This window comes from Streptomyces sp. NPDC059740 (assembly GCF_042733155.1).
In the GTDB taxonomy this organism is placed as follows: domain Bacteria; phylum Actinomycetota; class Actinomycetes; order Streptomycetales; family Streptomycetaceae; genus Streptomyces.
Genome location: NZ_JBHWGP010000065.1, coordinates 1 through 21,815, shown reverse-complemented (window position 1 = coordinate 21,815; position 21,815 = coordinate 1). Strand labels below are relative to the sequence as shown.

Below are 21,815 nucleotides of genomic sequence, written 5' to 3'. Positions count from 1 at the left end.
GAGCGACTGCTCCGGCCCGGCGATCGGGACGCACCGGCCGGCCGGTGTGCTCGCGGCGGCCCGGGCGCGGTGCCGGGGCAGCCGCGTGCCTCAGCCTGCGCCCGGGAGCCGTACCTGGAGTCGGCCGTCGGCCGCGGTCCGGGTCTCGAAGCAGGGCTGCGGGGCGGTGGCGGGCCCCTTGACGTTCCAGCCGTCGGAGAGGCGGAAGACGCTGCCGTGCCAGGGGCAGGTGACGCACCCGTCGGCGATCTCCCCGTCGGAGAGCGGTCCCGACAGGTGGCTGCACCGGTCGGCGAGGGCGTGGACCCGGTCGTCCTCCTCCCGGACGAGCAGGACGGGCACCTCGCCGAGCAGTCGCCGCACGGGCCGGCCGGTGGGGAGGTCGCGCAGCGGGCCCAGGTCGTACCAGTCGGGCTCCAGCAGGTGCGGCACCGGCTCCGTCTTGTTGGGGCCGGCGCCCTGACGGTAGGCCAGGTGCCCGCCGAGGAGCCCGCCGACGCCGGCGGCGCAGAGACCCGCCCAGCCCAGGGACCGGCCGATCCGGTACCGGCCCCGGGAACGGGCCAGCCAGGAGCCGCCGTAGAGGGAGAGCGCGGCGATGTTGGTGGCGGCGTGCACCAGCCCGGTGCGCTTCTGCTGCTCGTGCTGCTCGGCCCAGTCGACCCAGCCGGCCAGGGCCGCCGGCCCTGCGGTGAGCACTCCGGCGCCGACGAGGGTCCTGGCGGCCCGCTCGCGACCCGGCAGGAGGTCCAGCAGGCTCCCGGAGAGCCAGGTCCCCATGGGGAGCAGGACCAGTGCGGGGTGGAGCGGGTGGCCGAGCTGCCGGCCGTGGAGGACGTCGCGGGCCGGGCCCAGCGGCAGGGCCTGGACCACGCGCTGCAGGGGGCTGATCACCCGGTCGAGGGCGCTCAGTTGCTCCAGGCGGTCCAGCGACCAGACCAGGGGGACCTCGGCGCGTGCGGGCGCAGTGGTCGGGGAGGCGGCGTCGGACCGGGAACGTCGGGTCAGGGGCAGGCGCATGATCCCCGATTAGCCGTGCGGCACCGCTTCAAACCCGGGGTGCACCCGCCGGGGTCTGAGCCCGGCCCCCGCAATCCGCCGTTGCGGTCTCCTCCCCGAGGGCGGGGCAGCCGAGGGGTGGCGGCCCAGGACGGTCCGGGTGGTCACCCCGTCAGCCCCTCCCGTCCCATTCGGGAGGGACACCTTCCGGCACCGTCCGGCTTCTGGTAGGAAACCTTCCTGACGAACGGCGGCACGACGCAGACCCCACCGACCGTCCTCCCGGGAGGCAACCGTGCACAGCTCCGCCACTCGCTCCACTCCCCCCTCGCAGCCCTCGCGGCGCTCACTGATCGCGCTCCTCGGTGCTCTGGCGCTCACCTCCCCCCTCCTCGCCGGCCCGCACGCCTCGGCGGCCACCGCCACCGGCCTGGACGACCCGGCGAAGAAGGAGCTGGCCATGGAGCTGGTCTCCAGCGCCGAGAACTCCTCGCTGGACTGGAAGGCGCAGTACGGCTACATCGAGGACATCGGTGACGGCCGCGGCTACACGGCGGGCATCATCGGGTTCTGCTCCGGCACCGGTGACATGCTGGAGCTGGTGGAGCTCTACACCGACCGGGTTCCGGACAACGTCCTCGCGAAGTACCTGCCCGCGCTGCGGGAGGTCGACGGCTCCGACTCCCACAGCGGGCTCGACCCGGACTTCCCCCGTGACTGGAGGTCCGCCGCGAAGGATCCCGACTTCCAGCAGGCGCAGGACGACGAGCGCGACCGGGTCTACTTCGACCCGGCGGTCTCCCGCGGGAAGTCCGACGGGCTGGGCGTGCTGGGCCAGTTCATCTACTACGACGCGATCGTGATGCACGGCGACGGGGACGACGCCACCAGCTTCGGCGGCATCAGGAAGCGCGCTCTCGCCGACGCCGGAACCCCCTCGCAGGGCGGCGACGAGACCGACTACCTGAACGCCTTCCTCGACGCCCGGGTGTGGGCGATGAAGCAGGAGGAGGCGCACAGCGACACCACCCGTGTCGACACCGAGCAGCGCGTGTTCCTCGACGCCGGGAACCTGAACCTCGACACCCCGCTGGACTGGAAGGTGTACGGGGACAGCTACCACATCGGCTGAGAGCCGCGGCGGGCTCCGGCCCGCACCCGCGCACACCGCGCCCCGGCCCCTGTCACCCCGCCCCAGCCCCGCCCCGGGGCGGGGCCGCAGCCCGCCGCGTACATTGGCCGGTTGGCCACCTGTACAGGGCCGGCCGGGGCCACCACCCTGAACTCCGCCGCCGACGCCGGTGGTTGACGGACAGACAACGTTGTCAGCACTCGTCCGTACTGCCGGCGTCCCGTCTTCACTGCCGGCGTCCCGTCTTCGGGCGGCATCCCACGAGTTCCAGGTGAGAAGGAGAACCCGTATGAGAGCCGTCGCCGGCGCACTCGCCGCCCTGGCCCTGAGCATGACCGCCTGGTCCGCCTCCCCGGTGAGCGCTGCCCCGCCGCCCTCGGGAGCCCACCGCACCCACGTCTCCACCGCCCGGCAGCAGGAGGCGCTGCGGTTCTGGACCGACGCCCGGCTGCGCGGGGCACGGGACGTCACGAGGACTGCGCCGGCCGCGTCCCACCGCTCGGCAGCGCCCGGGGTCACCGCGCCGGGCCGCACCGGTGCGGAGGTCCGGGTGGCGCCCGCCCCGGCGCCGGCCGCGGTGCGACAGGCCGCCGCCCGGGCAGCGCTGACCGCCTCCTCCCCCGCCCCCTGGACGGGCGGCGGCCTGATCGGCACCACCGAGGGGAAGGTCTTCTTCCAGAACGCCGGCGGCGGCACCTTCGCCTGCTCGGCCACCGTGGCGAACGCCGACAACCGCTCGGTCGTCCTCTCCGCGGGGCACTGCGTGGTGGACGCGGCCACCGGCGAGGTGTACCGCAACTGGGTCTTCATCCCCGGTTACGCCAACGGCAACCGCCCCTACGGGACCTTCACCGCGACGGACCTCTTCCACCTCGACCAGTACGTCGCCACGGCCGGCAACGCCAACTGGGACATGGCCTTCGCCCGCGTGGGCCAGGTCGACGGCCGCACCCTGGGGGACACCGTCGGCGCGCAGGGCATCGCCTTCAACTCCCCCACCGGTCGCCACGTGCACTCCTTCGGCTACGGCGGTTCCGCGGCCGAGGGCAACGGTGAACGGCTCAACCACTGCGAGGGCGACGAGTTCGCCGACGCGGGCCGGGAGGGTTCGACCATGTGGGGCATCGACTGCGTGCAGACCGGCGGATCGAGCGGCGGCGGCTTCCTCGCCGACTTCGACACCGCCGCCGGCAGCGGCTACCTGGTGGGCAACATCAGCGTCAGCGCGGGCAGCAACGAGTACCACCCCTTCCTCGGCAACGAGGCCCTCGGCCTGTACCAGCAGGCGGGCGCGGCCTGACGCCCCCGGCGTCCCGCCCGGCACCTGAGGGGCGGGCGGGACGCCCCGGCTGCACCTCTTCCTCCCCGGCCCGTTCACAGCGCCGCGAGGTCGAGCACCAGCTTGCCGGTGGTGGCGCCGGACTCGATACGCCGGTGGACCTGTGCGACCTGGGCCACCGGCACCGTCTCGACCTGTGCGGTCAGCCGTCCCTGCGCCGCGGCGGCCACCGCGCGACGCAGCGCCCTGCCGGCCTCGGCGGGACGGGCCGCGGCGAACGCCGCCAGGTTGAAGCCGGAGACGGTCCTGTTGGTGAACCACAGCTCGTTGGCGGGGATGCCGACGTCCGGGGCGCCCGAGGCGTTGCCCATCACGATCAGGCGGCCCATCGGGGCCAGCAGTGCGAGGCCGGCGTGACGGGCCGGGCCGCCGACCATGTCCACCACCACGTCGAACTCCCCGGCCCCCGACATCTCGTCCCTCAGGAACACCTCCTGGTAGCCGAACCCCCGGGCCGTTTCGACCTTCTCCGGGCCGCCGACCGTGCCCACCACCCGGTCCGCCCCCAGCAGGTGCGCGACCTGCCCGAGTTGGCTGCCGACTCCGCCGGCCGCCGCGTGGACGAGCACGCGCTCCCCCGGCGCAAGGCGCGCCACCCTCTCCAGCACCAGGAACGCGGTGGTGCTGTTGGAGGGGAGGGCCGCGGCGAGGTCCAGCCCGAGGCCCAGGCCGTCCAGCGGTGCCACGAGTTCCGCGGCGGTGGTCACGGTCCGCGCGTAGCCGCCGCCGTCGACGATCGTCAGCGCCGCGACCGGCTGACCCACCGTGAGGCCCTCGACACCGGGGCCGACCGCCCGGACGTGGCCGGCGACCTCGATGCCGGGGACGAAGGGCAGGGGCACGTCCACCACGCCCCGCCGGTAGAGGATCTCGGCGAAGTTGGCACCGGCGTAGGCGACGTCCACGCTGACCTGGCCGGGGCCGGGGAGCGGCAGCTCCGTGTCGACCACTTGCAGGACGTCCGCCTCGCCGAACCCGGTGATGGCGACGGCACGCGTCCGCTCGGTGGGCGTGGGCGTCCGCGGCGCGGTGGGGGCGGTCGGGGCGTCGGTGGGTGCGGTGTGCTGGGTCATGGGAAGGAGCCTGCCGGGGCTGCGGGGTGCCGCCCAGGGCACGGCTCATCCTGGGTCCAGGATTACCAGGATGGAGGCCGGGTGCTCGCCGGGATGCGGGGGCGCGGCCCCTGGTGGTCCGGTGCCGCTCCCGGACGGCCGGAGGTGTCACGGGCAGTGCGGCGGCTCGGCGCGTGGGTGTTCCCGTTGACCGCGGACGCCGGGGTGTGCACCGGGTAGGGTGCCGTCCATCGCGGGGCACCGGGGAGTCCCGGCGGGCCGGCCGGATGCCCCGGGACGGCACGGGGGCAGGGTCGGCCCCCGCGGCCGAGCACGACGAGCAGACCGCGGGCGAGAAGCGCGCGGACCGGAAGACTCCTGAGGTGGACGGATGCGGCGCGGGTTCAGGTTCACGGCGGTACTGACTCTGGTGGTCCTCGCTCTCACCGGCTTCACCCGGGGACACGGGCACGGTCACAGTTCCGGCAGCGGCGGGGGCGGGTGCAGCAGCCACACCTCGTCGAGCAGCTCCGGTTCGGGGACGAGTGGCAGCACCGGCTCGCAGAGCGACGAGGACTCCACCGTCACCGGCGACGACGGCTCCACCCCGCGCACCCCCGCCCGCCCCCGCTCCCCCCGCACCGCGCCGGCCACCACCGGTTCCGGGCGGTACCGCAGCGGCGAGGTCACCGCCGAGGTGGTGCGGTGCGTGGGCACGGGCGGCGCGGACCGCGCGCTGGTGCATCTGCACTCCACCCGGACCCGCAGCGACGTCTTCCAGGTGCGGCTGGACTTCCTGGGCTCCGACGGCGGGCACCTCTCCTACGGCTCGGCCACGACGCGGGTGCCGGCGGGTGGCACGGTCACCGTGCAGGTCGCGCCGCAGGCCAAGAGCGTGGTCGACCGGGTCGCCCGGTGCGCCGTCGACAAGGTGACCCGCGGCTGAGGGGCCCGTACCCGGACGCCGGCCGCGGCGGGCCGGACCACCTCTCACCGGTGCACCGGGTCGGCCTCCGGGGCGCGGTGCTCCGGAACGGTCCACGGCTCGGCGGGGGCGCTCGGCAAGAAGGCAGCGGGTGGCCGTGGGACCGGTGGCCGGGCAGGTCGTCCGACGTCAGGCGCCAACACGAGTCGCATGCACTCCTGTTGACACCCCTGTGAGGTGCGGCTGATGATCGGGCGAGGTTACCGACCAGTCGGTGACCGGTCGTTCCTACCTCCCGTGGAGGACGCTCGTGCCTCGCGCCATCTCCAGGACCGGTCGCCGCCGCGCCGGCCTCATCCTCACCGCGGGTGCCGCGCTCCTGGCGCCGCTCGCCGTCACCGGGCCCGCTGCCGCCGCGGACGGGTACAGCGTCACCACGTTGAAGGTCACGGTGCACGCCGGTGACCGCGAGTGCGTGGTCGACGCCGACGTCTACCGGCCCGCCGGTGTGGACGCGGCCCACCCCGCGCCCGCCGTCCTGACCACCAACGGCTTCGGCGGCTCGAAGGACGACGGTTCGACCGACGCCATCGCCAAGGCCTTCGCCGACCACGGGTACGTCGCCATGGCCTACTCGGGCCTGGGCTTCGGCGCGACCGGCTGCCCCATCTCGCTGGACGCCCCGCGCAGCGACGGGCGCGCGGCGAGCGGACTGGTCGACGTCCTGGCGGGCACCCGGGCGGCGGACGACGGCACCCGCGTCGACTACGTCGAGAAGGACGCCCCGGGCGACCCCCGGGTGGGCATGACAGGCGGCTCCTACGGCGGGGCGATCCAGCTCGCCACCGCCTCGGTCGACCACCGGGTCGACGCGCTCGTGCCGCTGATCACCTGGAACGACCTGTCCTACGCCCTGGACCCCAACGCGGCCCGGGCCGCCGACGGTTCCGCGACCGCTGTCCCGGGCGTCTACAAGTGGCAGTGGACCAACGGCTTCTTCCTGCTGGGTGAGGCGCAGGGGCTGCTGCACCCGAGCCTGGACCCGTCCCGGCTGGGCGGTGCGGGCTGCCTGCACTTCGTCTCGGACGCCTGCACCACCAAACGGCTGCTGGACTCCGGCGCCTACCCGGCGGGGCCCACCGCGGACCGGCTCGGCTACGCCCGCGGCATCTCCCCGGTCTCCTACCTGTCCTCGGTCCGGGCACCCACCCTCCTCGTCCAGGGCGAGACGGACACCCTCTTCAACCTCAACGAGGCGACCGCCACGTACCGGGCGCTCACGGCGCAGGGCACCACGGCGAAGATGATCTGGCAGTCGTGGGGCCACAGCGGCGGCATGGACGACCCGGCTGCCGGCGAACTCGACCTCGCCACCGGCAACCTGGACACCAGCTACGTCGGACAGCGCATCCTGGCCTGGTTCGACCGCTACCTGCACCACGACCGGGCCGCCGACACCGGCCCGGCGTTCGCTTACTACGAGGACTGGCTCACCGGGGACCAGCGGTACGGCACCAGCGCCGCCTACCCGGCCGGTACCGCCCGCGAACTCCACCTCTCCGGCGACGGCACGCTCGTCACCGCTGCCGACCAGGTCGTGGCCGGCCACCGCTCGTACGCCAACTCGCTGCTGCCCACCAGCCACTCGGAGAGCTCGCTGGCCGGCCTGATCGGTCTCGGCGACCCCGAGCCGTACGACACGCCGGGCACCTTTGCGGCCTGGACCTCGAAGCCGGTGGGCAGCACGCCGTTGGACGTGGCGGGCATCCCGCGGGCGACCCTCCAGGTGGACTCGCCGGCGGCGGCCCTCACCCAGCACTCCTCCGACGCCGCCGGCAAGCTGGTGCTGTTCGCCAAGCTCTACGACGTGGCGCCGGACGGCAGCCAGACCCTGGTGCACCGTCTCGTCGCCCCGGTGCGGGTGCCCGACGTGACCCGTCCCTTCACCGTCGACCTGCCCGGGATGGTGCACCGCTACGAGCCGGGGCACCGGTTGCGGTTCGTGGTGGCCGCCAGTGACGACGCCTACTACGGCAACCGCGTCACCAAGCCGGTGACGGTGCGCAGCGCGCCGGGGAGCCCGGGCGTGCTCTCGCTGCCGGTCGTCGGTGGCGACCTGGGCTGAACCGGGGCCGGGACCCGCCCGCGGTGGTCGCTGCCCGGCGGTGGGATGCTCGGGGCACGAAGCGGCCCGCCCCAGGCCGGGGCGGGCCGAGGTCTCGAGCGGTCGTGGCCGGCCGGTTCCCACCCGGGCGGCGACCGGCCTGGTGCCACGGCCCGTTGGGAGAGTGACGAGATGGACGACCTTGAGGCGTTCGGTGACGTTCCGACCACGACCCTCGCCGACGTGCTGGGCGGATCGCAGGCCATGGACTTCGGCATGCGTCCGCTGTGGGAGGGGATGCCGCGCTTCGCGGGGCCGGCCTTCACGGTGCGGTGCCCGCCGGGTGACAACCTGATGCTGCATGCCGCCGTGCACCGCGCGGCACCCGGTTCGGTGCTCGTCGTGGCGGGCTGCGGGGTGGAGTCCGCGGTGGCCGGGGGGAACGTCTGCGCGGTGGCCCAACGCCGGGGCATCGCGGCCCTCGTGGTCGACGGGGTGATCCGGGACCTGGCCGAGGTGCGCGAGGCGCGCTTCCCCGTCGTCGCCCGCGGCGTGGTGCCGGTGGCGGGGGTCAAGGCCGCGGTCCTGCCGTTGGGCGAGCGGGTGCGGTGCGGCGGCGTGGACGTCGAGGCGGGGGATGTCGTGGTGGCCGACGAGGAGGGGGTCGTCGTGACGCCCCGCGCCCGGGCCGGGGAGGTGCTCGTCCAGGCGCAGGCCAGGCTCCGCAAGGAGGCCGGCCAGACGCTGGAGGAGTGGGAGCGGGAGCACCGCGCGCGCATCGACCGGCTGCTCGCGGAGAACGGCCGCACCGACTGACGCAAGGCGGGGCGCGGGCGGCCGGCACGGGTCCGGGCCGCCCGCGCCCGCCCACCCGCACCGGCCGGCCTGCGGCGGCCGTGACCGGAAGCGCGGCCTCCGTCCCTCCCGCGCGTGCCGGTGCCCCGTCAGGCCAGCAGGGAGAGCAGCAGCGTCATCAGCAGACCGCAGACGCTCACCATCGTCTGGATGACGGTGTGCGACTTGGTGGCCTGGCCCAGCGTCATGCCGAAGGACTCCTTGACCAGCCAGAAACCGGCGTGGTTGACGTAGTTGAGGCCGATGGAGCCGGCCCCGATCGCGACCACGAGGAGGGCGGTGACCAGGCTCGGCTCGGTCGCGGCGGTCGGGGCGAGGATGCCGGTGGCGGCGACGATGCCCACGGTCGCCGACCCGGTGGAGAAGGACAGCAGGAGCGCCAGGAACCAGCCGAGGACCAGGACGTTGAGGTGGGCGCCGGAGGCCGCGGACTCCACTGCCGCTCCGATGCCCGAGTCCTTCAGCACCTGGTTGAAGGCGCCGCCGCCCGCGATGATCAGCAGGATGCCGGAGACGGAGCGCAGGCTCTCACCGAGCGAGGCCCGGATCGCCTCACCTCCCGCTCCGCCCGGAAGTGCGACGGCGAGCAGGGCGAAGAGCAGGCCGCAGAACATCGCGACGACCGGCTCACCCGTCAGCGCGAGGGTGTGCGCGAGGGCCGGCGGCACCCCCGGCAGCAGGTCGCTCAGGGTGTTGAGCAGCATCAGCAGCACCGGGACGAGGACGGCGGCGACCGCCCAGCCGGTGGGCACCGTCCGGCGGCGCTGCTCGGCGGCGGCTGCCGTTCCGGCTGTGGGCGACACGGGCGAAGCCGCCATCGTCCCGGCGGTGGCCGTCCCGGCCGGAGCCGCCGTGGTACCGGTCGCGGGCACCGGCTCGCCGTTCCGCGGGCCGTCGCCGGGCGCTCCCGCGGTGGCGGGCACCGCCGGGGAGGCGGGCACCGCGTCCGGTTCGGCGCCGGTGAACTGCGCGACGAGGGTGCGGTCCGGCTGCACCGCGAGCCGGGGTGCCAGCCAGCGGCCGTAGACGGGGCCGGCGAGGACGACGGTCGGCACCGCGCACACCAGGCCGACGCCGATGGTCAGCCCCAGGTTGGCGTGGAGGCCGTCGACCGCGATCAGCGGCCCGGGGTGCGGCGGGACCATGCCGTGCAGCGTGCAGAGCGCGGCGATCGCCGGGGTGGCCAGGTACACGTACGGCGAGCCCTTGACGCCGTGCTCGCCGTGGAGGCGCCGGGCGACGCTGAAGATCAGGGGCAGCAGGACGATCAGCCCGACCTCGAAGAACATCGGGATGCCGATGACGAACGCGGCACCGGCCATGTACCAGGGCAGGGAGCGGCCGCCGGCGCGGTCGACGATGAGGCGGGCGATGCGGTCGGTGGCACCCGAGTCCGACAGGAGCCGGCCCAGCATGGCGCCGAAGGCCAGGGTCACGCCGACGTCCCCGAGGATGCCGCCGGCGCCCGTCTCCAGCGACTCGGCGATTTTCCCCGCGGGTTCCCCGGCGGCGATCGCCGCGGCGAGTGAGACCAGGGTGAGCGCCAGGAAGGGGTGGAGGCGCAGTCGCGAGTTGATGAGCGCGATGAGCGCCACGATGGACAGGGCGAGGACGGCCAGCAGGCCCCAGGTGTGCGCCGTCACCGCCGCCCCTCCCACACGTCGCGGCGGAGCCCGTCCCGGGGCTGGTCGGAGGGTGGCGTCATGGAAGGGCTCCTGCTCACTGCGGCTCTGTGGTCACTGCGCGGGCGAAGCTATCCCGCGCCGCTGCCCGGCCACCAGGTTGCGTGCGCAACCCGCGAAAACCGCCATGTGCGGGTTGTGCGCATTGTGTGCACCGCCACGTCCCAGCCGTCTCCCGGCGGCGCACCGGGGCCGGATACGGTCAGGCGGTGAGGTTCTCCAGGGCGGTCGGACGGCGACGTGGGCGGGTGCGGTTGCGCACCCAGGTACTGCTCCTGCAGTGCGCCGTCGTGGCGCTGACGTTGACCGTGGCCTTCCTCGCCTTCGCCTGTGTGAACAAGTCGGACGTGGAACGGGACTACCAGCTCCGGGCACTCGCCGTGGCCCGCACCGTCGCCTCCGACCCCGTCGTCCGCGCCGAGGCCGCCCGCTACGCCACCACCGCCGCCGGCGTCCGGGCCGCCCGGGCGCGGGAGGACGCCGCGCATCTGGCGGACGGACCCGTGCAGGCTGTGGCAGAGGCCGCGCGGCGGCGCACCGGCTCGCTCTTCGTCGTGGTCACCGACGACCGCGGGGTGCGTCTGGCGCATCCGCAGCGGGCGCAGCTGGGCCGGATGGTGAGCACCGACCCCTCCCGCGCCCTGGCCGGCCACGAGGTGCTGGCCCACGACCACGCGCACCTCGGCGAGGAGGTGGTGGCGAAGGTGCCGGTGTACGCGCCGCACTCCTCTCGGGTGGTGGGCGAGGCCAACGCCGGGGTGGCCGCCTCCGACGTCCGGCGGCGCGTCGTGGCGGTGCTGCTGGGCGGGGCTGCGTTCCTGTCGGTGGCGATGCTGCTGGGGTTCGCCGCCTCGACGGCGCTGGCCCGCCGGTGGAAGCGGCTGACCCTGGGGCTGGAGCCGGAGGAGCTGGTCCGGCTGGTGCAGGAGCAGGAGGCGGTGCTGCACGACATCGGGGAGGGGGTACTGGCCCTGGACCCCTCGGGGAGGATGACGGTCGTCAACGACGAGGCCCGCCGGCTGCTCTCGGTCCGCGGCGAGGCCGGCGACAATTTGGCCGAACTCGGCCTGACTGACGGGGTGTTGAAGGTGGTGGCGGCGGCCGGAGAGGGGAGCGGACCGGTGGTCACCGCGGTCGGGGAGCGCGTGCTGGTGGTCTCCGCCCGGCCGGTGCGGCGGGCCGACCGGGACCTGGGCACCCTGGTCACCGTCCGGGACCGCACCGACGTCGAGTCGCTGACCCGGCAGCTCGACGCGGTGCAGGCCATGAGTTCCGCGCTGCGCGCCCAGCGCCACGAGTTCGGCAACCGGCTGCACGTGGTGGCGGGGCTGGTGCAGGGCGGTCGCGTCGAGCAGGCCGCCCGCTACCTGGAGGAGCTGCTCGGCACGGGCCCGGGTGGGCTCGGTCCGCCGCCGGACGGCTGGGACGCGGTGGACGACGCGTACCTGCGGAGCTTCCTCGGGGCCAAGGCGGCACAGGCGCGGGAGAGCGGGGTGCGGCTGGTGCTCGGCGAGGGGACCTGGGTGGCAGGGCGGGTCGCGGAGCCGGTGGACGTCACGACCGTCCTCGGCAACCTGGTCGACAACGCCGTCCACGCGGCGGCCCACGGGCTGCGCGGGACGGCGACGGTGGAGGTGGAGTTGATGGCCGAGGGGTCGACGCTGCTGGTCACGGTGGCCGACAGCGGGGACGGTGTGCCCGCCCCGATCGGCAGGGCGGTCTTCGAGGAGGGCGTGTCCAGCAAGAACCACCACTCGGTGGTCGGCGGACGCGGGGTGGGGCTGGCGCTGGTACGGCAGATCGCCCGCGGCCGGGGCGGCGAGGTGGACCTCGTCGAGTGGGGTGGTCCGCCGGCCCGCGGCGGCGAGGAGCCCGCTCGGGACCGCCTCGGCGGCGCGGTCTTCGTGGCGCGGTTGCCGCAGGTCCTTCAGGGGGCGCAGTGAGCGGGGCCGAGGAGTACACCGTCCTGGTCGTCGACGACGACTTCCACGTCGCGGGCCTGCACGCCTCGTACGTGGCCGACACCCCCGGCTTCACCCCGGTCGGCACGGCCCGCTCCGTGGCGGAGGCACTGAGGGTGGCCGCCGGCACCCGGGTGGACCTGGCGCTGGTCGACGTCTACCTGCCCGACGGTTCGGGGCTGGACCTGGTGCGCGGCTGGGGCTGCGACTGCCTCGTGCTGAGCGCGGCTGCCGAGGGGGCGACGGTGCGTGCTGCGCTCGCCGCGGGGGCGCTGGGCTACCTCGTCAAGCCCTTCCCCACCCGGCGTCTGACCGAGCGACTCCAGGGGTACGCCCGCTACCGGCAGTTGCTGGACGGGGCGGAGGCGGGGCAGGACACGGTCGACAGCGCCCTGGCCGCGCTGTGGGCCCCGGCCGCCCGGCAGGAGCGCGGGACCGTGGCCCAGGCCGCCACCCGGGAGCTGGTCCTCGCGGCGGTCCGGGAGGCCGGCACCGCGCTGTCGGCCGGGGAGGTGGGGGCGCGGACAGGTGTCTCCCGAGCCACGGCCCAGCGCTACCTGGCGGGGCTCACCTCCGAGGGACTGCTGCGGATGCGGTTGCGCTACGGGGCGACGGGCCGCCCCGAGCAGGAGTACCGGCCCGCCTCCTGACCTGCTTCACGCCGACCCGGTCCCCTTCCGGCCGTCCGCCGCCCGCCAGGTGGCCCACTGTCCGGTCCCGCCCGACGACGGCAGCGAGCGGCGAGCGGCGAGAAGGGCAGCGGGAGCGACGGGCCATGCGCAGGAGGACGCAGAGGACACGGACGACGCCCCCGCCCCGGAACCTCCCCGGCCTGCTGCCTACCCTGCGATCATGACGGAGGAGAACATGCAGGAGACCAGGACCGCCGAGTCGGCCGGTGAACGCCGGGCCGCCCGTACCGCGGTCGTCACGGGGGCGGGTTCGGGCATCGGGCGGGTGACCGCACTCGCCCTGGCCGCCGCGGGCTGGTCGGTCACGCTGGCCGGGCGCCGTGCGGAGCAGTTGGCCGAGACCGCCCGGGCGGCCGGCGAAGGGGCCCACATCCTCTGCGTCCCCACCGACGTCACCAGCACCGAGCAGGTCCGCGCGCTCTTCGACGCCGCAGCGGAACGCTTCGGACCGCTGGGCCTGCTCTTCAACAACGCGGGCACGTTCGGCCCGGCGGTGCCGGTGGAGGACGTCGACCCGGAGCAGTGGCGGGCGGTGGTGGACGTGAACCTGACGGGCGCCTTCCTCTGCGCCCAGGCCGCCTTCCGGATGATGAAGGAGCAGAGGCCGCAGGGCGGACGCATCATCAACAACGGCTCGGTCTCCGCGCACGTGCCGCGGCCGCACTCCGTGGCCTACACCGCGACGAAGCACGCGATGACCGGGCTGACCAAGTCGCTGTCGCTGGAGGGCCGGCCCTACTCCGTGGCCTGCGGGCAACTCGACGTCGGCAACGCGGCGACGGAGATGACGGAGCGGATGGCGAGCGGCGTGCGGCAGGCGGACGGGCGGATCCTGGCGGAGCCCGTCATGGACGCCGAGGACGTGGCCCGCACCGTACTGGCCATGGCCGAGTTGCCGCTGGGCGCGAACGTGCAGTTCGCGACGGTGATGGCGACCGCCATGCCGTTCGTCGGGCGGGGCTGAGACGCGGCCGGGGGCTCGGCTTCCACGCCGCGAGGCCGAGCCCCCCGACGGGGAGAACGCAGTGGCCGGCAGCCGCCCCGGCCCGCCGAGCCCGGCCTGCCGGTCCTCGGCGTCCGCGCCGCTGCGTCCCTCTCGCAACCAGGGAAATCCTCCGTGCCCCGCCCCGGCCGCTCTCGTGCGGCGCGCCTCTCCCGCCACACCTCGCCGGCTCGGAGGTCCGCGAACTGCCAGCACAGCGGGTGCTCGGGCGGTACGTGGCGGAACACGGTCCGACAGCACGGAGAGGAACTCCCCTCGGTCCCGCAAACCGGCCAGCTGATGGCGCATCATCGCGCTGAGCACGCCCTGGCGCCGGTGCGAGGGCAGGACCCCGGCGGCGGTCACCCCGGGGGCCGGGACGAGGGCCTCACCGGGCAGGGTGAGCTCGAAGGAGTAGGCGGCGGCGGTGCCGACGGGCCGCCCGTCCGTCGTCAGGGCGAGCAGACAGCGGTCCGTCTCGAGCGCCGACCACCACAGCCCGCCGCCCTCGACCGGGGTTTCCGGGAAGCGCCCGAAAGCGGCGTGGACCGTGTCGACGAAGACGTCGAGGTCCTCATCGGTCGTGGAACGTATCTCCATTGCCACCGCTGCCTCCCCGAAGTCGCGGCACCACGGCTGGTGGTGCCGCGCCAAGTGCAGCGCTGACCTGTGCCCGGGGCAAGCGGATGACGACGGAGCCGGCGGCGCACGGGTGCCCGGTCGGGGACGCCGGCGGACGCCGCGTGGTCCCCGCCCGCCGCTGCGGGGGCAGCTCGCTCCGCGAAGCAGCCGTCAGGGAGCCGGCATCGAGCACCCCCGCGGCCCTCTGCCCCGCACGCTCAGGACGCGCAGGACGGACCGGTCAGTGCTCGTCCTCCTGGTCCGGACGCGGTCGCCGGTGGCCCTCCGGGGACTCTCCGGGGGGCCACCGGCGCGTGACCCGTTCCGCCGGACGGCGACGGTGCCCGGCCGGGCACGTGGTGCTCCACCGGGCGGCGGCCGAGGGCAGGGGTCAGCCGGAGGTGGCGGGTGTCCGGCAGGTGCCGCCGCTGACCAGCCTCAGGTGGCCGGCGACCACGGGCCGGGCGGTACGCGCCAGTGCCACGACCTGGCTGTTGCTGCCGGCCCTCAGCTCCCGGTCGATGGCGTTCAGGGTGGTCTGGTGGCCGGCGGCCTCCGTCGACAGCCAGGTCGAGTCGTAGGCGGCCTTGCCCACCTGTGCCTTGGCCTGAGCCGCGGCGCTGCGCTGCTGGGCGTTGGGCGCCGTCGGCAGTGTCACTCCGAGGCGGCGGGCCAGGTCGCGCACCGAGGCGTCCAGTTTCCGGTGGTCGGCAACGAAGTGCGCGCCGACCTTCTTCACGCAGGAGGAGCGGGCGTGCACCTGGGCGTCCAGCCCGGCGGCTATTTCCGCGAGGTTGCTCTGGTGGGCGGCTTTGAGGAACGCGGCGTCCTGCTGTGTGACGCTCGCCGCGTGCGCCGGGGACACCAGGCCCCCGGCCAGGGTGAGGGCGGTGGCTGCCGCAGCCGTCCAGCCGGCCGTTCGTGTGCGCATGAGCTCTCCGTTCCTGCCCGGGCCGTAGGTCGCCGGTGGCGACGCGGGACCGGGGCGCTCCGGCGGAGGCGGACCGACCGCCCCGCCGGAGGTGTGAGTGCCCCGACTGCCGCGTTCTTCGACGCCGGATGACCCCACCGGCCCAACCCGACCACGGTGCGCCACCCGTCCTCACCTGCTGTGGCCGTGCCGTGGAGGCGGGGGCGGGGCGCGCCGGAGTCTGCGTGGGCTGTCAGGGGCGGGAGCCGAACTCCTGGGTCTCACGGGTCCAGGCGCGGGCCTGTTCGGTGAGGGTGATGCCCAGTCCCGGGCGGGCGGGTACGTGCATCCGGCCGTCGCTGATGTGCAGGCTCTCGTGGAAGAGCGGGGCGAGCCAGTCGAAGTGCTCGACCCAGGGCTCGATCGGGTAGGCCGCGGCCAGGTGGAGGTGGATCTCCATCGCGAAGTGCGGTGCCAGCTGGAGGTGGTGGTGCTCGGCGAGCGCAGCCAGCTTGAGGAACTGGGTGATGCCGCCGATGCGCGGGGCGTCGGGCTGGATGACGTCGGCGGCGTCGTGGCGTATCAGCTCGACGTGTTCGGCGACGCTGGCGAGCATCTCGCCGGTGGCCACCGGGGTGTCCAGCGAGGCGGCCAGCGCGGCGTGCCCGCGGGCGTCGTAGGCGTCCAGCGGCTCCTCGATCCAGACCAGGCCGAACTCCTCCATGGCGCGCCCCATGCGCTGCGCCGTCGGGCGGTCCCACTGCTGGTTGGCGTCGACCATGAGCGGGACGTCGTCGCCGAGGTGCTCGCGGACCGCGCTCAGGCGCCGCAGGTCCTCCCTGCCGTCCGGCTGCCCGACCTTGATCTTGATGCCGCCGATGCCGCTGGCGAGCGAGGCGGTGGCGTTGTCGAGTACCTGCTCGGTGGGGGTGTGCAGGAACCCGCCGGAGGTGTTGTAGCAGCGTACGGAGTCCCGGTGGGCGCCGAGCAGTTTGGCCAGCGGGAGTCCGGCGCGGCGGGCCTTCAGGTCCCACAGCGCGACGTCGAAGGCGGCGACGGCCTGTGTCGACAGGCCGCTGCGGCCGACGGACGCGCCCGCCCACACCAGTTTGGTCCAGATCCTGCCGATGTCGCTGGGGTCCTCGCCGAGCAGTTCCGGTGCGATCTCGACGGCGTGGGCGTACTGGCCGGGGCCGCCGGCGCGCTTGGAGTAGCTGAAGCCGATGCCCTCGTGGCCCTCCTCGGTGACCAACTCGACGAAGAGGAAGGCGACCTCGGTCATCGGCTTCTGCCGGCCGGTCAGAACCTTGGCGTCGCTGATCGGCGTGGCCAGCGGCAGGGTGACCGAGGAGAGCCTGATCCAGCGGATCCGGTCAAGGGTCGCCTCACCCGAGCGGAGCGCGGCGTGCTGTGTGGTGTTCGTCGTCACCTTCGTGTCCCTGTGTGTGAGGTGGATGCGGAGCGACGGGGTGTCCCCTCGGACCGCTGAACAGCCGGGCGCTCTGCGGCCGGTGGCGCGACGGCGTTCGGACGGTGTCTCGCGGCCGGCGTGCGGTCGCGGCAGGGCCCCGGCTTCCGGTCGGCCGACGGTTCTCACGAACTTACGGTCAGTGGTCGATCCACGTCCAACACGCATCCGGCATGGACTGATGCGTAAACCGCATCACAGGGAGGCGACCTGTCCCCTGTTGCGGTCCGCCCTCCCCCACCGTCCCGGGCGGAAGGAGGCGGGTCGTCGGGGCTCAGGGCTGCGGGTTGCGCGCGTCGTAGCGCAGGAAGCCGGGGCGGCTGAGCGCGAGGACGGCCACCGCCAGGACGCAGGCCAGCCCCCCTCCGACGACGGCCGCGGTGGGTGTGGCGAGGTCGGCGACGGAGCCGGCGAGGAAGTCGCCCAGCCGGGGCCCGCCGGCCACCACCACGACGAAGACGCCCTGCAGGCGGCCCCGCATCTCGTCGGGTGCGGCGGCCTGGAGCATGGTGCCGCGGAAGACCATCGAGACGGTGTCGGCGCAACCGGCGAGCGCCAGGAAGAACAGGCCCCACCACAGTTCGCGGGAGAGCCCGAAGGCGGCGACGGCCAGTCCCCAGGCGCCGACGGCCAGCAGGATCGCCGTGCCGTGCCGGCGGACCCCGCCGAACCTGCCGGAGAACAGCGCGCCGAGGACGGCTCCCACCGCCGGCGCGGCCACCAGCATCCCGACCGTCTCGGTGTCCCCGCCGAACCAGAGGCCGGCGACGGCCGGGAAGAGCGCGCGGGGCTGCGCCAGCACCATGGCCGCCAGGTCGCAGAGGAAGGTCGTCCGCAGGTTGGGGCGGGTCGCCAGGAACCGCAGCCCCTCCATGACGCGGGGGCGTCCCGTCCTGCTGCCCGGGGCCGTCTCGGGTCGCATCGAGGGCAGGCGCCACATCGCGTACAGGGCGGCGGCGAAGGTGGCCACGTCGACCAGGTAGGCGGCCTGGTAGCCCTGCCACCCCACGATGAGCCCGCCGAGGGTGGGGCCGCCCATCAGACCGAGGTTGCTGGTCAGGGAGTTCAGGGCGTTCGCCGCCGGCAGGTGTTCGGTCGGGATGAGCCTGGGGATCATCGAGGAGCGGGCAGGCGAGTTGACCGCGAAGCAGACCGCCTGGAGGGCGACGACGGTGTACAGCAGCCACACCTGCCGCACGTCGGCGAGGGCGGCCAGGGCCAGCACCACGGACATCGCGGTCGCCCCGCACGCGCTGACCAGGCCGAGGGTGCGGCGGTCCACGACGTCCGCGATCGCCCCACCGTAGAGCCCGAAGACCACCAGCGGGAGAAGTGAGCAGAGCCCCACCAGGCCGACGGCGAAGGTCGACTTCGTGAGGTCGAAGACCTGGAGGGAGACGGCCAGGGCGGTCATCTGCTGTCCGACCCACGAAGCGGTGTTGCCGCACCACAGCCGGCGGTAGTGCGGCGAGATGCGCAGCGGCGTCAGGTCGAGCAGGAGACGGGAGCGGTGGGGGGTGGATATGGCGGGCACGACGCAGTTAACCACGCAGGTGTGCGACGCGTGGCCGCCGGGCCCCGTCCGTCACGGGGGTGGCCGCCGGCGAAGGCCGGGCCCGGCGGCGCGTCCGGTGCGCCGCCGGGCCCGCCGTCAACCCGCCGCGTTCATGAGGTCCAGGGCGCTCTGCTGGCGGGCGGCGTCGGTGGTGTCCAGCGGCCCGTACCAGTGCAGGCCGTACTGGTCGAGCGCGTTGCGGTCGTGGGCGTAGGCGTTGTCGGCCTGGCGCTTGAGGTAGGCGGTGTAGGGGTGGTCGGCGAGGGCCGCGTCGAGCTTCGCCAGGCCGCGGACGTCCGCGCCCTTGAAGGAGGTGCCGTCGGCGCCGCAGTCGCCGCTCTCGCACGGGTCCCGGAGGATGCCTGCCGAGGTGTTGAGCAGCGGGCTGGTGGTGTTCGCGTCGGCGATCCGCCGCGCGGAGGTGAGCAGTCCCGAGTCACCGGTGGCGCGGTAGAGCTCGGTCAGGCCGCCGATCAGCGCCCCCTGGTTGTAGGACCACACCGTGGCGCCCTCGTTGCGGCAGGAGGAGAGCGAGATGCCGTCGCCCACCGTGCCGTCGGAGTTGACCATTCCGGTGCCCTGGAACCAGGCCCAGTCGTCCTTGGCCCGCTGGAGGTAGGTGGTGTCGCCGCCGATGCGGTTGTGCAGGGCCGCGTTGAGCTGGATGTAGAGGGAGTTGGGGATGGCGTTCTTGACCTTCTTGTCGGTGTTCCAGTACACGCCGCCGCCGCAGGTGCCGTCCCAGTAGGCGGCCATGTGGTCGGCGTCGGCCCGCGCGGTGTCCAGGTAGCGGCTCTCACCGGTGAGGTCGTAGGCGGCGATCCAGGTCAGTCCCCACCATCCCGTGTCGTCGAGGTAGTCGTTGCGGAACTGGCCGCCCTGGGCGCTCAGGTTCTTGTCGTAGGTGTCGGCGACGGCGTACTCGTAGCTGGTGACGCCCGTCGCCTCGATGTTGTCGATCACCGCGTTCAGTGCGTTGGCCGAGTTCCACCAGCCGGTGGTGTCGAACAGGCCGGTGTTCCGGTCGTAGAACTGCATCTGCGCGGTGGCCGCGGCCAGGCTGCGGCTGCCGGCGTTCCAGGTGGTGCGGGCCCAGGCCGTGCAGGCGATCGCGGCGGAGCCGCTGGTGAGGCCGCAGGCACGCAGGGCGCCCACACCGCGGTTGTTCCAGTCGTCGGCGTTGTACATGAGGGTGCGCCAGCCGCTCTGCCCACCGGGTACCACGGTGTTGCCGAGGCGGCTGCCGTCGCTCCAGGTCCGGCCGCCGTCCCAGGACCGGTCGAGCCAGACCTCGTCGCCGGGACCGCCTCCGGTGAGCGAGGCCCAGCCCATGTCGTCAAAGTCGTCGAGGTGGAGGGTGATCGAGCGGCCGGAGAGGCTGACGGAGGGCCCGGAGCGGTCCTTCGGGGAGAGCGCCGGATCACGGGCGTCGCAGTACTTGTCGCAGACGGTCGCGGCGACGGCTTCGTGCGCCGGCGCGGCCTGGGCGAGGGAACCGGCAGCTGACAACGATGTCAGGACCACGGTCGCCACGGCGGTGAACGTCGACCGGTACAACTTCATACGACCCCCAGGGGAGATCGCCCCGAGCGGGGCGAGGACGGGCGACGGATGCGGGCGCCGCAGACGGTAACCGCACGCCAGGTACACGACAATACACGGGGGGTGAGCCCCACCCCGACCGCATCCCACCGGATCCCCTCCCATTGCCGCCGGGTCAGGCGGCCGGCAGCGCCTCCTGCCCGTACCCCCGCTCCAGGTGCCGCGCCCCGGAGGTCACCGCCCAGCCGAACACCGCAAGCGCGAGCACCGCGACGGCGACGGAGTCCCAGGGCGCGGGCAGCCACCCGCGCCCTCCGAAGGACCCCACCCAGGAGAGCAGGGTCAGCGCGAGGAGGTGGCAGACCCACCACAGTCCGGTCCTCACCTCCTCGGCCAGTGTCGGCGTCCGCTCCGTCTCCCGGACCGTGCGTCGCCGCGTCGCCAGGAAGAGCGCCACCCCCAGCAGGACCAGCGGCAGCGCCAGCCGCAGGTCGTGCCAGCCCGACCAGTACACGAACTCGCTCGCCACCACGAAGCTCACCGGGGCGATCCACCGCAGCCCCGGCACCCGGCCCACCGTGCCGCCGCCGGCCGGAGTGCGGAAGACCGCGACGGCCACGGCGGACGAGGCGTAGATGAGCAGGTACATGTCCCCCATGACACTCACGATGTCCTGCCAGCCCCCGAACGGCAGCAGGAAGACGAAGATGACCGCGAGGTTGAGCAGCAGGGCCTGGTGCGGGATGCCCCGCGCTTCGCTGACGCGCATGAAGAGACGCGGCAGCGTGCGGTTCTTGGCGAGCGCGTAGGTGTGCCGGGCGTCGACGGCGACCCCGACATAGGCCGAACCGCCGGGTGAGAGCACCGCGTCGGCGTAGAGCAGGCTGGAGAGCCACTGGAGGTTGAGAATGAGGGCGAGTTGCCCGAAGGGCGAGTCGAACTGCACGCCGCTCCAGCCGTGCCCGAGCAGCCGCTCGGGCACCGTGAAGAGGAAGGCGACCTGCAACGCGAGGTAGACCAGCACCGCGAGGCCGATCGCGGTCAGCACGGCGGCCGGCACGGTGCGGCGGGGGTTGCGGGTCTCGCCCGAGAAGTCCAGGGGCGCCTGGAAGCCGTTGACGGAGTAGACCACGCCTCCGGCCGCCAGCGCGGTCAGGCAGGCGCCGTAGCCGTAGGGCGCGAAGCCGCCGTGGCCGGTGAGCCTTCCGGCGTGCCAGCCGGAGGCGAGCAGGGCGATGACCGTGACGACCGGGATGACGATCTTGAGCACCGACACCAGGTTGTTGAGCCGGGCGAAGGCGGTGACGGTGAACCAGTTGAGGACCGTGAGCAGTGTGCTGAGTGCGACGGCCACGCCCAGCCCCAGGGGCGTCAGGGAGCCGCCGCTGTAGACGCCGGTGAGGTAGTGGTCGGCGTACTGCATGATGGCGCTGATCTCGGCCGCGGTGCCGCCCACCGAGAGCAGCACGGACCAGCCGACGAGTGTGCCCACCAGCCGGCCGCTGGCGTACAGGGGCCAGCGGACCGTGCCGCCGCCCTCGGGACGGGAGGCCCCGAGCTCGATCATGACGAGGGCGATGAGGGCGCACAGCAGGCCGGCGGCCACCCAGGACAGCAGCGAGGCGGGGCCGGCGGTCTGCGCCGCGTACAGCGCGGAGAAGAGCCAACCCGACCCGACGATGTTGGAGAAGCCGACCGCGGTCAGCCCCCAGAAGCCGAGCGTCCGGCGCAGCCTCCGCTCCTGCACGGCCGGTGTGTCCCACCGGGGCGTCGCGCTGCCGCCGTCCTCGGACATGGTGTCGCCTCCCTCACCTCACGCAGCCTCGCGCCGCGCGCTGGGAGCGTAACCTTCCGGCGGCGGAGGCGTCCGTCATCATCCTCGACGCTGGGTGTCGCCCGCCACCCGCCCCCCCCGGGGGCCGGGCAAGTCGTGCGGGTCTGCGCACACACGGAAGCGGGGGCGGGGGGCGGGGGGGGGTCCGGCCGGGGCGCGGCG

General features: G+C 74.1%; 16 protein-coding genes and 1 pseudogene. 8 read left to right on the top strand and 9 right to left on the bottom strand.

Annotated elements, in window-relative coordinates; genetic code table 11:
- Positions 1 to 90: 90 nt before the first annotated feature.
- On the bottom strand, positions 91 to 1,020 hold the full coding sequence (locus tag ACFV3R_RS33410) for a Rieske 2Fe-2S domain-containing protein (protein ID WP_385591002.1): 930 nt from the start codon (positions 1,018 to 1,020) through the stop codon (positions 91 to 93).
- Between the two features lie 274 nt (positions 1,021 to 1,294).
- Between ACFV3R_RS33410 and ACFV3R_RS33405 the strand changes: the two genes are divergently transcribed.
- Both ACFV3R_RS33405 and ACFV3R_RS33400 read left to right on the top strand, forming a co-directional pair.
- Entirely contained in the window at positions 1,295 to 2,131 is an 837-nt protein-coding gene (locus tag ACFV3R_RS33405) for a chitosanase (RefSeq protein WP_385591000.1), read from the top strand.
- Positions 2,132 to 2,420: 289 nt separating this feature from the next.
- Positions 2,421 to 3,431 (top strand): trypsin-like serine peptidase, encoded by a 1,011-nt coding sequence (locus tag ACFV3R_RS33400; RefSeq protein ID WP_385590998.1) that lies wholly within the window; start codon positions 2,421 to 2,423, stop codon positions 3,429 to 3,431.
- A gap of 74 nt (positions 3,432 to 3,505) precedes the next feature.
- Here the strand turns inward: ACFV3R_RS33400 and ACFV3R_RS33395 are convergent, their stop codons facing one another.
- Entirely contained in the window at positions 3,506 to 4,543 is a 1,038-nt protein-coding gene (locus ACFV3R_RS33395; protein ID WP_385590996.1) for a zinc-binding alcohol dehydrogenase family protein, read from the bottom strand.
- Between the two features lie 370 nt (positions 4,544 to 4,913).
- Here ACFV3R_RS33395 and ACFV3R_RS33390 point away from each other — a divergent pair, with 370 nt between their 5' ends.
- The 3 genes from ACFV3R_RS33390 (at position 4,914) to ACFV3R_RS33380 (ending at position 8,367) form a co-directional block, all read left to right on the top strand.
- Entirely contained in the window at positions 4,914 to 5,468 is a 555-nt protein-coding gene (locus ACFV3R_RS33390) for a hypothetical protein (RefSeq protein WP_385590994.1), read from the top strand.
- 289 nt (positions 5,469 to 5,757) lie between these two features.
- Positions 5,758 to 7,572, top strand: coding sequence for an alpha/beta fold hydrolase (locus ACFV3R_RS33385; protein ID WP_385590992.1), 1,815 nt, complete (start codon positions 5,758 to 5,760; stop codon positions 7,570 to 7,572).
- 171 nt (positions 7,573 to 7,743) lie between these two features.
- Entirely contained in the window at positions 7,744 to 8,367 is a 624-nt protein-coding gene (locus tag ACFV3R_RS33380; RefSeq protein ID WP_385590990.1) for an RraA family protein, read from the top strand.
- 128 nt (positions 8,368 to 8,495) lie between these two features.
- Here ACFV3R_RS33380 and ACFV3R_RS33375 read toward each other — a convergent pair whose 3' ends face one another.
- Complete coding sequence (locus ACFV3R_RS33375; protein WP_385590988.1) at positions 8,496 to 10,049, bottom strand: GntP family permease; 1,554 nt, start codon at positions 10,047 to 10,049, stop codon at positions 8,496 to 8,498.
- A 248-nt stretch (positions 10,050 to 10,297) separates the two neighbouring features.
- Here ACFV3R_RS33375 and ACFV3R_RS33370 point away from each other — a divergent pair, with 248 nt between their 5' ends.
- The 3 genes from ACFV3R_RS33370 (at position 10,298) to ACFV3R_RS33360 (ending at position 13,705) form a co-directional block, all read left to right on the top strand.
- Positions 10,298 to 12,031 carry an ATP-binding protein gene (locus ACFV3R_RS33370; RefSeq protein WP_385590986.1) on the top strand — a complete coding sequence of 578 codons (1,734 nt, stop codon included), beginning with the start codon at positions 10,298 to 10,300 and terminating at the stop codon, positions 12,029 to 12,031.
- Positions 12,028 to 12,699 carry a response regulator gene (locus ACFV3R_RS33365; protein WP_385590984.1) on the top strand — a complete coding sequence of 224 codons (672 nt, stop codon included), beginning with the start codon at positions 12,028 to 12,030 and terminating at the stop codon, positions 12,697 to 12,699. The genes ACFV3R_RS33370 and ACFV3R_RS33365 overlap by 4 nt, the downstream gene beginning before the upstream one ends.
- A 217-nt stretch (positions 12,700 to 12,916) precedes the next feature.
- Positions 12,917 to 13,705 carry an SDR family oxidoreductase gene (locus ACFV3R_RS33360; RefSeq protein WP_385591004.1) on the top strand — a complete coding sequence of 263 codons (789 nt, stop codon included), beginning with the start codon at positions 12,917 to 12,919 and terminating at the stop codon, positions 13,703 to 13,705.
- Positions 13,706 to 13,978: 273 nt separating this feature from the next.
- Here ACFV3R_RS33360 and ACFV3R_RS33355 read toward each other — a convergent pair.
- From ACFV3R_RS33355 to ACFV3R_RS33330, 6 genes and pseudogenes are all read right to left on the bottom strand, one after another.
- A pseudogene (locus ACFV3R_RS33355) lies at positions 13,979 to 14,323 on the bottom strand (GNAT family N-acetyltransferase); the annotation flags it as partial.
- A 412-nt stretch (positions 14,324 to 14,735) separates the two neighbouring features.
- The gene (locus tag ACFV3R_RS33350) at positions 14,736 to 15,275 is read right to left on the bottom strand and encodes a DUF4142 domain-containing protein (RefSeq protein WP_385590982.1); all 540 of its coding nucleotides are present in this window, start codon (positions 15,273 to 15,275) and stop codon (positions 14,736 to 14,738) included.
- Between the two features lie 232 nt (positions 15,276 to 15,507).
- Positions 15,508 to 16,683 (bottom strand): mandelate racemase/muconate lactonizing enzyme family protein, encoded by a 1,176-nt coding sequence (locus tag ACFV3R_RS33345; protein ID WP_385590980.1) that lies wholly within the window; start codon positions 16,681 to 16,683, stop codon positions 15,508 to 15,510.
- Positions 16,684 to 16,996: 313 nt separating this feature from the next.
- On the bottom strand, positions 16,997 to 18,256 hold the full coding sequence (locus ACFV3R_RS33340) for an MFS transporter (protein ID WP_385590978.1): 1,260 nt from the start codon (positions 18,254 to 18,256) through the stop codon (positions 16,997 to 16,999).
- Between the two features lie 117 nt (positions 18,257 to 18,373).
- Positions 18,374 to 19,840: a glycoside hydrolase family 76 protein gene (locus ACFV3R_RS33335; protein WP_385590975.1), complete on the bottom strand. Its 1,467-nt coding sequence runs from the start codon at positions 19,838 to 19,840 to the stop codon at positions 18,374 to 18,376.
- 154 nt (positions 19,841 to 19,994) lie between these two features.
- Positions 19,995 to 21,614, bottom strand: a complete 1,620-nt coding sequence (locus ACFV3R_RS33330; RefSeq protein WP_385590973.1) for an APC family permease — start codon at positions 21,612 to 21,614, stop codon at positions 19,995 to 19,997.
- Between the last annotated feature and the right edge of the window lie 201 nt (positions 21,615 to 21,815).

Coding starts and splice junctions, on each gene's coding strand:
- ACFV3R_RS33360 (WP_385591004.1), top strand. CDS start 12,917: ATGCAGGAGACCAGGACCGCCGAGTCGGCCGGTGAACGCCGGGCCGCC.
- ACFV3R_RS33390 (WP_385590994.1), top strand. CDS start 4,914: ATGCGGCGCGGGTTCAGGTTCACGGCGGTACTGACTCTGGTGGTCCTC.
- ACFV3R_RS33410 (WP_385591002.1), bottom strand. CDS start 1,020: ATGCGCCTGCCCCTGACCCGACGTTCCCGGTCCGACGCCGCCTCCCCG.
- ACFV3R_RS33350 (WP_385590982.1), bottom strand. CDS start 15,275: ATGCGCACACGAACGGCCGGCTGGACGGCTGCGGCAGCCACCGCCCTC.
- ACFV3R_RS33380 (WP_385590990.1), top strand. CDS start 7,744: ATGGACGACCTTGAGGCGTTCGGTGACGTTCCGACCACGACCCTCGCC.
- ACFV3R_RS33400 (WP_385590998.1), top strand. CDS start 2,421: ATGAGAGCCGTCGCCGGCGCACTCGCCGCCCTGGCCCTGAGCATGACC.
- ACFV3R_RS33330 (WP_385590973.1), bottom strand. CDS start 21,614: ATGTCCGAGGACGGCGGCAGCGCGACGCCCCGGTGGGACACACCGGCC.
- ACFV3R_RS33395 (WP_385590996.1), bottom strand. CDS start 4,543: ATGACCCAGCACACCGCACCCACCGACGCCCCGACCGCCCCCACCGCG.
- ACFV3R_RS33335 (WP_385590975.1), bottom strand. CDS start 19,840: ATGAAGTTGTACCGGTCGACGTTCACCGCCGTGGCGACCGTGGTCCTG.